At 72.9% G+C, this 12,604-nt stretch carries 14 protein-coding genes; 4 read left to right on the top strand and 10 right to left on the bottom strand.

The window, feature by feature from the left end:
- Nucleotides 1-40: 40 nt before the first annotated feature.
- The 3 genes from IE308_RS17345 to IE308_RS17355 form a co-directional block, all read right to left on the bottom strand.
- A complete protein-coding gene (locus tag IE308_RS17345; protein ID WP_190218628.1) occupies nt 41-205 on the bottom strand; it encodes a hypothetical protein in 165 nt (54 codons plus the stop codon).
- Between the two features lie 116 nt (nt 206-321).
- Nucleotides 322-783, bottom strand: a complete 462-nt coding sequence (locus IE308_RS17350; RefSeq protein ID WP_190218629.1) for a molybdenum cofactor biosynthesis protein MoaE — start codon at nt 781-783, stop codon at nt 322-324.
- A 393-nt stretch (nt 784-1,176) separates the two neighbouring features.
- Entirely contained in the window at nt 1,177-2,289 is a 1,113-nt protein-coding gene (locus tag IE308_RS17355; RefSeq protein WP_110630367.1) for an SDR family oxidoreductase, read from the bottom strand.
- Between the two features lie 191 nt (nt 2,290-2,480).
- On the opposite strand from IE308_RS17355, the gene IE308_RS17360 reads away from it, so the two are divergent.
- Nucleotides 2,481-3,950, top strand: a complete 1,470-nt coding sequence (locus tag IE308_RS17360) for a zinc-dependent metalloprotease (RefSeq protein ID WP_190218630.1) — start codon at nt 2,481-2,483, stop codon at nt 3,948-3,950.
- Nucleotides 3,947-4,474, top strand: a complete 528-nt coding sequence (locus IE308_RS17365; protein WP_190218631.1) for an NUDIX hydrolase — start codon at nt 3,947-3,949, stop codon at nt 4,472-4,474. Before IE308_RS17360 ends, IE308_RS17365 begins: the two co-directional genes overlap by 4 nt.
- A 56-nt stretch (nt 4,475-4,530) precedes the next feature.
- On the opposite strand, the gene IE308_RS17370 is transcribed toward IE308_RS17365, so the two are convergent.
- From IE308_RS17370 to IE308_RS17385, 4 genes are all read right to left on the bottom strand, one after another.
- A complete protein-coding gene (locus IE308_RS17370; RefSeq protein WP_110630361.1) occupies nt 4,531-5,286 on the bottom strand; it encodes an AIM24 family protein in 756 nt (251 codons plus the stop codon).
- A gap of 17 nt (nt 5,287-5,303) precedes the next feature.
- On the bottom strand, nt 5,304-5,984 hold the full coding sequence (locus IE308_RS17375; RefSeq protein ID WP_110630359.1) for an AIM24 family protein: 681 nt from the start codon (nt 5,982-5,984) through the stop codon (nt 5,304-5,306).
- Between the two features lie 11 nt (nt 5,985-5,995).
- Complete coding sequence (locus tag IE308_RS17380; RefSeq protein WP_190218632.1) at nt 5,996-7,765, bottom strand: TerD family protein; 1,770 nt, start codon at nt 7,763-7,765, stop codon at nt 5,996-5,998.
- Between the two features lie 132 nt (nt 7,766-7,897).
- Complete coding sequence (locus tag IE308_RS17385; RefSeq protein ID WP_190218633.1) at nt 7,898-8,494, bottom strand: M48 metallopeptidase family protein; 597 nt, start codon at nt 8,492-8,494, stop codon at nt 7,898-7,900.
- 333 nt (nt 8,495-8,827) lie between these two features.
- Here IE308_RS17385 and IE308_RS17390 point away from each other — a divergent pair, with 333 nt between their 5' ends.
- Both IE308_RS17390 and IE308_RS17395 read left to right on the top strand, forming a co-directional pair.
- A complete protein-coding gene (locus IE308_RS17390; protein WP_190218634.1) occupies nt 8,828-10,042 on the top strand; it encodes a TOMM precursor leader peptide-binding protein in 1,215 nt (404 codons plus the stop codon).
- Nucleotides 10,035-11,402, top strand: a complete 1,368-nt coding sequence (locus tag IE308_RS17395) for an ABC1 kinase family protein (RefSeq protein WP_110630355.1) — start codon at nt 10,035-10,037, stop codon at nt 11,400-11,402. Before IE308_RS17390 ends, IE308_RS17395 begins: the two co-directional genes overlap by 8 nt.
- A 45-nt stretch (nt 11,403-11,447) precedes the next feature.
- Here IE308_RS17395 and IE308_RS17400 read toward each other — a convergent pair whose 3' ends face one another.
- The 3 genes from IE308_RS17400 to IE308_RS17410 form a co-directional block, all read right to left on the bottom strand.
- A complete protein-coding gene (locus tag IE308_RS17400; protein WP_190218635.1) occupies nt 11,448-11,660 on the bottom strand; it encodes a hypothetical protein in 213 nt (70 codons plus the stop codon).
- 127 nt (nt 11,661-11,787) lie between these two features.
- Nucleotides 11,788-12,111, bottom strand: coding sequence for a putative WhiB-interacting protein (locus IE308_RS17405; protein ID WP_110630351.1), 324 nt, complete (start codon nt 12,109-12,111; stop codon nt 11,788-11,790).
- A complete protein-coding gene (locus IE308_RS17410) occupies nt 12,108-12,476 on the bottom strand; it encodes a WhiB family transcriptional regulator (RefSeq protein WP_110630349.1) in 369 nt (122 codons plus the stop codon). The genes IE308_RS17405 and IE308_RS17410 overlap by 4 nt, the downstream gene beginning before the upstream one ends.
- Between the last annotated feature and the right edge of the window lie 128 nt (nt 12,477-12,604).

Below are 12,604 nucleotides of genomic sequence, written 5' to 3' on the forward strand. Positions count from 1 at the left end.
GCCGCCTCCGGGCGTGCGGACGGGTGCCTTGCGCCGCCGGTCAGGTGCCGGAGGTGGACTTCTCCATGGCCTCGCGGAAGCGGGCGTACCCGTCGAGCTCCGGACCGTCGCCGCGGACCTTGCGCGTCCGGTTCGCCCAGCTGCCCCACAGCCCGGCGCCGACCGCGGCAACCAGCGGAATCAGCAACCAGACGAGCGCCCCCATGCCGACCTCCCGATCCACCGCATCCGCGAAACTGACTGATCAGCAGATTAACCATCCGCAGTGACAACGCTCACGGCAGGGGGGCGGTTACGCAACCTGAGGCCGTACGGCGGGTGTCAGCAGGCGCCGACCCACTCCTCGGTGCCGTCGGAGAACCTCTGGTGCTTCCAGATCGGCACCTCGTGCTTGAGGTCGTCGATCAGCTTCCGGCAGGCCTCGAAGGCCTCCCCGCGGTGCGGGCAGGACACCGCCACGACGACGGCCAGGTCCCCCACCCGGAGGTCCCCCACCCGGTGGACGGCGGCCAGCGCCCGGACGGGGTACTCGGCGACGACCTTCTCGGCGATCCGCCGCATCTCCGCCTCGGCGGAGGGATGGCAGGAGTACCCCAGCTCGTCGACGTCGGCACCCCCGTCGTGGTTCCGTACGGTCCCCACGAACAGCGCCGTCCCGCCGGACGCGTCGTCCCCGACGGCCCGGAAGACCTCGTCCAGCGACAGCGCGCTGTCCCGGATGGCGATCAGCTTGATGGGCTCCTGCGCGGCCTGCTCGCCCGGATGATCAAAGGTGGGTGCCATACCCCCATCGTGCCGCACCCCGCCGACCACCGTGAATAGCGTCATCACCCGGCACACGCGCGTGGCCGTTGGAGATACGTACGGACGCCATCCGCCGACCCCTGGCCGCTCTGGCGTAGCTGCGGGCATTCGTGCCCAGGCCGCCCCTCTGGCCTAGCTACGGGCAGCCCAGGCCGCCCCTCTGGCGTAGCTGCGGGCACCCGAGCCGCTGGGGCGACGCCCACCCGACGGCGGCGGGCCGCATGCCTGCGTAGCTGCGGGCAGTCGTGCCGCTGGGGCGGCACGGGTGGGCGCAGCGGCACCCCGTCAGCGCCGGGCCGCGCGACCCACCCCCGGCCCGCACCAGCGCCGGGCACCTCCACAGCGCCGTACACGCACCGCCGTACAGAGACGTCAGACCCGCCGCCGCGCCTTCCGCGCGCGCCGCACCACCGCCGCCGCACCCAGCAGCGCGACCGTCGCCCCCGCAGCCCCCGCGGCCGTCGCGTCCTTCCGCCCCAGCCGCCGCCCGGCCACCGTGTGCCGCCCGGCCACCTCCTCCAGCAGCTCGGCCAGCACCTCCTCGTTCGTCCACCGCGGCCGCCACCCCGCGTCGTGCAGCCGGCTGCCGCTGACCACCCACGGGTACATCGTGTACGCGAGGTCCCCCGCCGGAGACGGCGTCAGCCCGATCCGGTGCAGCCGGGCCGCCGCGCCGAGCGCGACCGCCGACGGCAGCTCCATCCGCCGGATGCCGCTCAGCTCCTCGACCTCCTCCTGCTCCAGCCACCCGTCGCAGCCGACGGCCAGCTCCCCCTCGACCTTCTCCAGCACGGCGTACTCCAGCGCGCTGCACAGGTCCTCGACGTGGCAGAACTGCCAGGCCGGCCGCGACCCGGCCACCACCAACAGCCGAGGGGACTCGAAGTACCTGGTCAGCGCGGTATCCGTGCCGCCGACCAGCACCGCGGGCCGCACCACGGTGACGTTCAGCCCGGGATGCGCCCGCGGAGCGCGCCGCGCCAGCCGTTCGATCTCCAGCAGGTCCCCGACCCCGGTCGCCTCCGCCGTCGCCCGCAGCTCCGCGTCCTCCGACAGCGGCAGCTCGTTGTCCGGCAGCGCGCCGTAGACCATCGCGGAGGTGCACAGCACCACGCGGTGCACCCCGGCCGCCGCGGCGGCGGTCAGCACGGTCTGCGTCCCCCGCACGTTGTAGGCCGTCCGGGCGGCGGGATCGGTGCCGAGGTCGAGATCGAGGGCGAGATGCACGACCACGTCCGCGCCGCGCAGCTTGTCGGCGATGGCGGGGTCCCGTACGTCCAGGATGTGCCACTGCGCCGCCGCGCACTCGCCGCGCCGCTCGTCGATGGCGATGACCTGCTTGATCTCCTCCGAGGCGGCCAGCCGCTCGGTGAGCAGCGCGCCGACGCCGGACGCGGCGCCGGTGACCGCGACGACGGGTCCGCGCAGGGCGGACGGGGTTGACGGGTTTCGCGCTGCGCGAACCTGCGGATCTGGGGAACTCACCGGGCGTCTCCAGCGGTTGTCTTCATACGAGCGCGAGTGACGCGTACGTACCAGGTGGCATCCATCCTGCCGCAGGCCTTCAGTCGGCGAAGCACCGAGGCCCGAACCGCTTGTGGTGTCTACGCTGGGTGGTGTTGTCGGGCAGTCGTGCCGTCGGAAAGAACCGGCGGCCTTACCAGCCGAGGAATCCCGTGAGTGACACCCCATTCGGATTCGGCCTTCCGCCGGAGGAGCCGGAGAACGGCGACGAGGGCAAGAAGAAGGACCAGGAGAGCGGTGGTGGTCAGGGACCGGCCAACCCGTTCGGTTTCGGACTGCCCGGAGCCGGGGGATTTGGCGGCCCCGGCGCCGACAATCCGCTCGCTGCCATGTTCGGTTCGCTGAACCCCACCGACCTGGGCGCCGCGTTCCAGCAGCTGGGCCAGATGCTCTCCTACGAGGGCGGCCCGGTGAACTGGGACATGGCCAAGCAGATCGCCCGCCAGACGGTGTCCCAGGGCACCGCTGACGGCACCAAGGACGCAAGCGTCGGCCCGTCCGACCGCAAGGCCGTGGAGGACGCCGTCCGTCTGGCGGACCTGTGGCTGGACGACGTGACGGCCCTGCCGTCCGGCGCGGCCTCCGCCGTGGCGTGGAGCCGCGCGGAGTGGGTCGAGGCCACCCTGCCCGCCTGGAAGGAACTGGTCGACCCGGTCGCCGAGCGGGTCGGCGGCGCCATGGGCGACATCCTGCCGGAGGAGATGCAGGCCATGGCCGGCCCGCTGATCGGCATGATGCGCTCGATGGGCGGCGCCATGTTCGGCACGCAGATCGGCCAGGCCGTGGGCGTGCTCGCCGGTGAGGTCGTCGGCTCCTCCGACGTCGGCCTGCCGCTCGGCCCGGCCGGCAAGGCGGCGCTGCTGCCGGTGAACGTCGAGGTGTTCGGCAAGGACCTGGGCGTGCCCAAGGACGAGGTGCGGCTGTACCTCGCCCTGCGCGAGGCGGCCCACCAGCGTCTGTTCGCGCACGTGCCGTGGCTGCGCTCGCACCTGTTCGGCGCGGTCGAGGGGTATGCGCGCGGGATCAAGGTCGACACCGCGAAGCTGGAGGAGGTGGTCGGCCAGTTCGACCCGCAGAACCCGGAGGAGCTGCAGCAGGCTCTTCAGCAGGGCATGTTCCAGCCGGAGGACACGCCCGAGCAGAAGGCCGCTCTGGCCCGTCTGGAGACGGCTCTGGCGCTCGTGGAGGGCTGGGTGGACGCGGTGGTCCACGCGGCCGCCAAGCCGCGTCTGTCGTCCGCCGACGCGCTGCGCGAGACGCTGCGCCGCCGGCGCGCCTCGGGCGGCCCGGCCGAGCAGACGTTCGCCACGCTGATCGGTCTGGAGCTGCGCCCGCGCCGTCTGCGGGACGCCTCCCGGCTGTGGGCCTCGCTCACCGACGCGCGCGGTGTCGACGGCCGTGACGCGCTGTGGGCGCACCCGGACATGCTGCCGACGGCCACCGACCTGGACGACCCGGACGGCTTCGTGCACCGCGAGCAGATCGACTTCTCCGAGTGGGACAAGATGCTCGGCGAGGCGGCCGGCAAGCCCGACCTGCACAAGAAGGGCGACCGGGCGGCGGACGACAAGGCCCAGGAGGGCAAGGCCGGGGACGACAGCGAGGGCGACGACACCGAGTGAGCCTGCACGACGAAGCGGTCCTCGTCCTGAAGGAGTACGAGGACCAGGAAGAGCTGCGCCAGGCCTACCTGGACCATCTGGCGGCCCACCCGGACGGCGTGTGGAAGGCCTGCACCGCGGGCCATGTCACGGCCAGCGCGCTGGTGATCGATCCGGAGCGGGGCCGGGTGCTGCTGACGCTGCACCGCAAGCTGCGGATGTGGCTGCAGATGGGCGGTCACTGCGAGCCGCAGGACGCCTCGCTCGCCGCGGCGGCCCTGCGGGAGGCCACGGAGGAGTCCGGGATCGCGGGGCTGTCCCTGCTGCCGGGCGGCCCGGTCCGCCTGGACCGGCATCCGATCCCGCCGCCGTGCCACTGCCACTACGACGTGCAGTACGCGGTGCTGGCCCCGCAGGACGCCCGGCACGAGGTCAGCGACGAGTCGCTGGACGTGCGCTGGTTCGCCTACGACGAGGTGGCGGACGTCGCCGACGCGTCCGTCGTCCGGCTGCTGGACGCCACGCGCGCGAGGCTCGGGGTCTGAGACATGCGTAAGGGGCGGTCGCCATGGCGATCGCCCCTTACGTCTGCCGTGCGGGGTCAGCTCCAGACGTTGCCCTGGTTCTGGCCGCGGGCCCCGTGCTGGCCCATGCCGTACTGGGCGGCGAGGCCCTGCCCGATGACCGCGTTCTGCGGCGGCAGCAGTTCACTCGGCTGGACCAGCGCGAAGCCGGTGCCCATGAAGCTGAGCTCCCAGCCCTCGCCGGTGCTGCCGCGCCGCCGCCACACCCCCGAGGAGTGCGTCTGGGCCTGCATCTGCACGCGCAGCCCGGTGGACCAGGCGACGATGGCGTCGGCGTCGCAGTTGACGTACTTGTCCGGGGTGACGTGCAGCATCAGCGGCATGCCGGACGTCATCAGGGCGACCTTGCCGCGGCCGGTGATGTTCAGCTGGTACTTCCCCGAGCCGGAGATGCCGTACAGGCTGTCGACGGCGATGACCTCGTGGTGCAGCGAGGAGTCCATGGCGAGGACGTACTGGCTGTCGACGGTCAGCCCGTCCTGCTCGACGTCCATCAGGTGCACGTGCTGCGCGAGGTTGGCGAGGTAGACCGTGCCCTGCCCGTGGCAGCGCATCAGGTCCAGGCCCTCACCGGTGTACGCACGCGCGCGTGACTGCTGGTTGTTCTGGTACTCGGCGTCGAACTCGACGAGCCCCTGGTAGGCCACCATGGTGCCCTTGCGGGCGAGGATGTCGTCGTGCCCCTCCAGGGCGACGCGCAGCATCTGCTTGTTCTGCAGGGACCAGCGTTCCTGGGTCTGCTGGTCGTTGTAGGCGAAAAGCGGGCTCTGCATGGCGTTCTGGCTCCCCCTCAGCCCCGGATCCGGAGGCGGTCGGTGCTGTCCTCGCTGGGCTGGACGACGACGATGCCCTGGCCGGAGAAGGCCATCTGGTAGGCCTCGCCGCTGCCCCGGCCGATGAGCGACTGCGCCTTGAAGCTGCGCTTGCCCTTCACCTTGAGGTTGGGCGACCAGGCGACCAGCGCGTCGGGGTCGACGTACGTCTCGTCCTCGCCGCCGCCGCAGTCGACGACGATGGGCTTGCCCCGGGAGGTCAGGGCGACCCAGCCCTGCCCGGAGATCTTGGTGTTCCACAGGCCCTGTCCGGCGAACTTCGCCAGCCCCTTGACCCGTTCGACACCCCACTGCAGGTGGGCGTCGAACGCGAGCAGGTTGGTGGCGTTGACGGAGATGCCGTCGCCGTTGAGGTTGATGACGACGACGTTCGCGCCGTAGTCGGCGAGGTAGAGCAGCCCGTCGCCGGAGCACTTCATCAGCGGGGCGCCCTCGCCGGTGATCCAGTCGCGGGCGATCTGGCGGACGGCCGGCGGGTTGGGCTCGTACTGGATGAAGCCCTCGTAGGCGACCATGGAGCCCACGCGCGCGAGGAGGTCGTGTCCGGACTGCATGGCGACCTTCAGCATGTGGTTGCCGTGGTTCTCCATGCGGGCGGCGGCGGGTGCGGGGGCGTGGCCCGCAAACGGCTGGTTCATGACGGGCTCCCTCAGACCTCGTACGGCTGGACGACGATGAAGTTGCCGGGCGCGCCCCGGAACTGGAGGTTGACGCTCTCCCCCGTGTCGCCCGGGTAGGCGTTGCGGCGCATGCGGACCTGGCTGGAGACGACCACCTGGGCGGCGGACGACCAGGCCACGACGGCGTTGCAGTCGGCGAAGGTGGTGGGGGTGACCGGCAGCACGACGGGCGTGCCGTGGGTCTTCACCACGATCGTGCCGACGCCGGTGAACTGCATGGTGAACAGCGCGCCGCCGGGAATGCCGTGGCCCTCGATGCGGCGCACCTCGTACTGGAGGGTCTCGTCGAAGGCGAGGACGTTCTCGGCGGAGACGCAGATGCCGTCGCCCTGCAGCTCGATGGGGTGCAGCATCGTGGAGTTCTCGGCGAGGAACACCTGGCCCTGGCCGGAGCAGCGCATCAGCTGCATCTCCTGGCCGGTGGCGTTGCCGACGATGCGTCCGGCGAAGCCCGCGCCCTTGTAGCTGAAGTCGACCTTGCCCTGGTAGAGCACCATGCTGCCCTGCCGGGCGAGCACGGGCTGGCCGCCGATGCCGAGGTCGACGCGGACGAGCTTCTTGTTCTGCTGGGTCCAGCGCTGCCCGGTGGGCGTCTCCCGGAACTGCTGGAGCGCGGCGGCGACACCGGGGCCCTGCGAAGCGGCGCCCTGGGGCATGCCCTGCGGGGCGCCGTAAGGGGCGGCCGGGGCGGGCTGCTGGCCAGGGACCTGGCCGTAGGGGGGCTGCTGGCCGTAGCCGGGAGGTGCGGTCGGCTGCTGCCCGTACCCGGGGGGCGCGGTCGGCTGCTGCCCGTAGCCGGGGGGCGCGGTGGGCTGCTGCCCGTACCCGGGGGGCGGGGCCGGGGCCTGCGGCGCCTGCGGCTGGGCGTAGCCGGGGGGCGGCGGGGCGGTCGCCTGGCCGGGGTGCGGGCCGTGCGGGGGCTGCGGGGCCCCGTAGGGGGCGGCGGGCGGGGCCGGCGGCGGGGGGACCTGCGTGCCGCCCGGCGGTGTCATGGGCGCGACGATGGTCGGCTGGGCGTGCAGGGACGGCGCGGGCGCCGGGGGCGGGGTGGCTCCCTGCGGGGGTGCGAAGCGCTGCGGTGCGGGGGCGGGCGCGGGGGCCGGGACGGGGGCCGAGGGGGCGGCGAAGGCGGGGGGCGCGAAGCCCGGTGCGGCGCCGGACTGCGGCTGCTGCTGCGGCTGCGGCTGCTGCGGCGCGGCGGGCGTCTCCTCCTCCAGGACCTCGCCGCCGAAGTTCTTCAGCAGCGCTTCCAGGCCGCCGTCGAAGCCCTGCCCCACGGCGGCGAACCGCCAGACGTCCTTCAGGTAGAGGTCGCCGAGCATGACGGCCCGCTCGGTGGTGAACTCCGACCCGTTGAACGAGTAGCGGGCCACCTCCTCGCCGCCCGCGACGATACGGAGGTAGCCGGGACCGATCTGCGACATCTGCCCGGCGCCGTCGATGGTCGCCGTGAAGGACAGCTTCTGGATCTGCGGCGGGATCCGGTCCAGCGTGACCCGGAAGGACTCCGTGTCACCGGCCTGCGCACCCAGCAGCTGGATGGACTCCTCGGGGGACTTCGGCTGGTTGAAGAAGATGAAGTACCGGTCGTCGGAGAGCCGTTCGTCGGCGTCCAGACCGAAGCAGCTGATGTCGAAGGTCAGCCCGGGGGCGGAGATCTGCACGCCTACGTACAGATCGGTGCCCGTCGTGAGGTCACTGATCCTGGCCTTGTGGCCGCGTTGGAATTCCCTGGGCATGCGTTACGACCGTCCCCCATCCCGAGTGTGAGTGCGTCGCGCCAGGCTAACGGCAAACTCCGACAACGGAGGAAGCCGGTACAGAGCCGGTACACAACCCGCGCGCGGCCGTGGCGGACGGTCCCGGCGGGGTCACTCGTCGCGCGCGCCGGGCACATGGGGCAGCCGCGCCGCGGCGACCACCCCTTCGAGATAGCCACGCGCGCGTTCCGTACGCGGGTAGGCCTCCAGCAGCCGCCAGAAGCGGGGGCCGTGGCCGGGGACGAGCAGATGCGCCAGCTCGTGGAGGAGGACGTAGTCCACGACGTATTCGGGCATGCCCTGCAGCCGGTGCGACAGGCGGATGCTGCCCTCGGCGGGGGTGCACGAGCCCCAGCGGGTGTTCTGGTTGGTGACCCAGCGCACCGTGGCGGGGCGGGCCCGGCCGGCAAAGTACTGCTCCGACAGCCGTCGCGCCCGTTCGGCCAGCTCGGCGTCGCCGAGGGAGCGCTTGCTCTCCTGGGCGGCCAGCTTGTCCAGCATGACGTTCACCCAGCGTTGTTCCTCGGCCTCGGACATCCGGGCGGGGATGAGCACGACGGTGCGGTCGCCCTCGCGGTAGGCGGAGACCGTCCGGCGCCGGCGGGCGCTCCTGCGCACCTCGATCGCGCTCGCCCCCGACCCGCTCGGCGGCGGGCTCGTCGTACTGCGCTGGGGCGTTCCGGCGCGGTTCAGTGGGTCGGCGGACACGCCCCGACGTTACCGGGTGCGCCGGGGGGAAGTCCCGGCTCCGGGACGGTTCGGTGCCGTTCCCCCACCGTGCGCGGGAATCGTACGACCGATATGTACCGCTGATGGGGGTGACTTGCTGCGACAGCCAGGCATGCCGGATTTGGGTGACTCTGCCCACCCAATCCCTCGGTTTGTATGACTAACTCGCCCGCCTGTGGACAACTTTGGGCGGCGACTGCGGCGGCCGGGGCATGCTGGCTTCGCCGGCGGGGCGCGAGAACCCACGCCCCGGCCCCGCCGGCGTTACGGGGACGGACGGGGCGTGGGATGTTCGGCACACGGGGGCCCGGCATGCATCCAGTGGTGAAGCCCGCGCTGCGGCGCGGCTGGCGCGACCTCAACACCGTGCAGTTCGGGATGACTCCGGCGCACGCGCTGACACTCGGACCGATGGACACGGCGACGGGCAGCTTCCTGGAACTGCTGAACGGCACCCGCGGGCTGCCGCTGCTGCGGGAGGAGGGCCGCCGCATGGACCTGCCCGAGGGGCATGTCGACCAGCTGGTCGAGGGGCTGGCCCGGTCCGGGCTGCTCGACGACGCGCGCGGGGGCGGCCCGGCCGCCGCCGCGCTGCGCGACCGCAAGGAGGTCCTGGACCGGCTGCGGCCCGATCTGGCGTCCCTGTCCGTCGTGACGTCGGAGCCCGGCGACGCGATGCGCCTGCTGGCGGCCCGCCGCACGCTGCGCGTGCAGGTGCGCGGCGCCGGCCGGGTCGGAGCCGTCCTGGCGGCGCTGCTGTCGGGTGCGGGGGTCGGCGAGGTCGACGTGTGTGACGGCGGCCAGGTCGAGCCCTGGGACCTCGCCCCGGGCGGGCTGCCCGCCGACACGGTCGGGGAGCGCCGGGCCGAGGCCGCGCGGCGCGTGGTCCGCCGGGCCGCGCCGGACCGGCCGCCCCGCCGCACCCCGGGCGGTGCGGGCGGGGAGGGTGAGCCGGGCTGGTCCCTGGTGGTGCTCGCCCCGCGCGACGACGTCGCCGTCCACGCCCCGGCCCCGGCCACCGCCGAGCCGTTCCTGTCCTCCGGCACCCCGCACCTGTACGCGGGCGTGGTGGAGGCAACCGGTATGGTCGGGCCACTCGTCCTTCCCGGGGAGACCGGCTGTGCCGGCTGCCTGGACCGGACCCGGGCCGACCGGGACCCGACCTGGCCCCGCATGGTCGCCCAGTGGCGTTCCGGGAGGCAGCGGCAGGTGCGTCCGTGCGATCTCGCGCTGGCCACCACCGTCGCCGGGCTGGCGGCCGCGCACGCGCTCGCCTTCCTCGACGGCCGCCTGCCCTCCAGCGCCGGGGCACGCTGGGAGTGTTCCCTGCCGGGTCTGCAGTGGCACGCGCGACCGGTGTGGCCGCATCCGGAGTGCTCCTGCGGGGCGGCGGAAAAAGGCAGCGGGGAACAGGCCTCCGAGGACGGGGCATCGCACGAGACAATGGCTGAGCAACGGTCGTCGACGGAGGTACGCCGTAGGGCACACGCGGCGCGGCCGGCTGGGACTTGGAGGGCGCATGTCTGATCTTCCCCGGAAGGCGGTCACCCGGACCGCCAAGCTCGCCGCGCTCCCGCTCGGCTTCGCCGGCCGGGCGACGTGGGGGCTGGGCAAACGGATCGTGGGCGAATCCGCGGAGATCGTCGGCCGCGAGCTGCAGCAGCGCACGGCGGAGCAGCTGTTCAAGGTGCTCGGCGAGCTGAAGGGCGGTGCGATGAAGTTCGGGCAGGCGCTGTCCGTCTTCGAGTCGGCGCTGCCCGAGGAGGTCGCGGGCCCCTACCGGGCGGCGCTGACCAAGCTGCAGGACGCGGCGCCCCCGATGCCGACGCGCACGGTGCACGCGGTGCTCAAGGAGCGGCTCGGCGAGGACTGGCAGGAGCTGTTCCTGGAGTTCGAGGACAAGCCGGCCGCGGCGGCCTCCATCGGCCAGGTGCACCGGGGGGTGTGGCACGACGGCCGGGAGGTGGCGGTCAAGGTCCAGTACCCGGGCGCCGGTGAGGCGCTGCTGTCCGACCTCAACCAACTGAGCCGTTTCGCCCGGCTGTTGGGTCCGCTCATCCCGGGCATGGACATCAAGCCGCTGATCGCCGAGCTGCGCGACCGGGTCTCGGAGGAGCTGGACTACGCGCTGGAGGCGCAGGCCCAGCAGGCCCACGCCGAGGAGTTCGCGGACGACCCGGACGTGCTGGTCCCGGCGGTGGTCCACCAGTGCGAGCAGGTGCTGGTCACCGAGTGGATCGACGGCATCCCCCTGTCGGAGGTCATCGCCGACGGCACCCAGGAGCAGCGCGACCGGGCCGGCCAGCTGCTCGCCCGGTTCCTCTTCTCCGGCCCGGCCCGCACCGGCCTGCTCCACGCCGATCCGCATCCGGGGAACTTCCGGCTGCTGCCCGGCGGCCCGGACGATGCGGAGGACTGGCGACTGGGCGTGCTGGACTTCGGCACCGTCGACCGGCTGCCGGGCGGGCTGCCCACCCCGATCGGCGAGTCGCTGCGCATGACCCTCGACGGCGAGGCGGAGGCGGTGTACGAGCTGCTGTGCGCCGAGGGCTTCGTCAAGGAGTCGATCGACCTCGACCCCGAGGCGGTCCTCGACTACCTGCTGCCGATCATCGAGCCGGCCCAGCTGGCGGAGTTCACCTTCACCCGGAACTGGATGCGCAGCCAGGCCGCCCGTATCGCGGACCCCCGCTCCCCCGCCTACCAGCTCGGCAAGCAGCTCAACCTCCCGCCGGCCTACCTCCTGATCCACCGGGTGACGCTGAGCACGATCGGTGTGCTCTGCCAGCTCGGTGCGACGGTCCGGCTGCGCGAGGAACTGGAGGAGTGGCTGCCCGGCTTCGTGGCGGAGGACGACGAGCCGGAGGAGTCGGCGGCCGAGGCGTGAGCGGCCGGAGGGGCCCCGCCGGGCGGGTGCCCGGCCGGGGCGGGGCTACCACCAGGCCGAGTCCAGGCGGCTCTCGATCGCTCTGAGGTTCTCCCGGGAGCAGGTGTCGCAGAAGTAGCGGCGGCTGCCGTTCTCCACGGAGCAGGTCCAGGTGGGCGGCGGGGTCCGGGTTTCGGTGCCGCAGCGGGCGCAGACCAGGCGCTGCCGGGGTTCGTCGGCGCGGGCGCCGTTGTCACTGCCTCCGGGAAGACTCGTCACCCGGCGACGATAACGCCGCTGCCTGCGGTTCGGCAGTCACCACGCACCGCGGGGGCCGGTCCGTTCGGACCGGCCCCCGCGGGGAGCTTGCGCCTCCGGCGTCGGGAGGCGGCGGCTTCGGCTTCGGTTACTGCATGACCGCCATGGCGAGCGCCCGGCGGGCGCGCAGCGACGCGCGCTCCGCTCGGCGCTGCATGCGGCGCGCGGCCGCCAGGCGCACGGCCCGGCGCTCCCGCTCCGCGTCATGCAGCCGGTCGTGCATATGCGCACGTGCCAGGGCTTCTTGGATGAGTTGCATCTCTCGGGTCCTGTTCTGACGCGAGTCGGTCGCGCCGGTGGTGGTGACGTCTTCGATCACGGAGCCGGTGGGCTCGCTGGTGGACGGCTTCATCGGGGCCTGCTTCTTGGGGTCGTGCGTGAGGGGGCGGTCGATCGTTCCTGCGGTGTTCATGCCGTGACCGGGTTCTTCCGCGGGCGGCCACGCGGCCGCTTCCGGGCGACGACCACACCCTGGACGAACAGCTCGCCACCCCAGACGCCCCAGGGCTCACGCCGCTCCTTGGCACCGGCGAGGCAGGCCTCGATCAGCGGGCAGGTGCGGCACAGGGACTTGGCGTACTCCACGTCCGCGGGCGACTCGGCGAAGAAGACCTCCGGGTCGTAGGAGCGGCACGGGACGGGTACGCCGAGGTTCTCGATGGCGTCGTCGAGCGCGGTGAGCGCGGTGAGCGGGATCAAGGCTGAGTCCTCCGTGAGGCCGGGCTTGGGGATCGTGTCGGAAGGCGGTACGGACGGGGCGTGCGCTTCGAGTTGCACGGTTCGTCTTCCTCGTCTGGTCGGTCCGGTCCGGTGGGACCGGGGGGCGGCTGGTACCGGGTTCTTTTCTTGTCCCGAGGCCCCTTCGCTCTGTCGCCCGCGTTCGCGGGCAAACAGAAGGGCCGCGG

The sequence above is a fragment of the Streptomyces griseosporeus genome, assembly GCF_014656055.1.
Lineage (GTDB): Bacteria > Actinomycetota > Actinomycetes > Streptomycetales > Streptomycetaceae > Streptomyces > Streptomyces griseosporeus.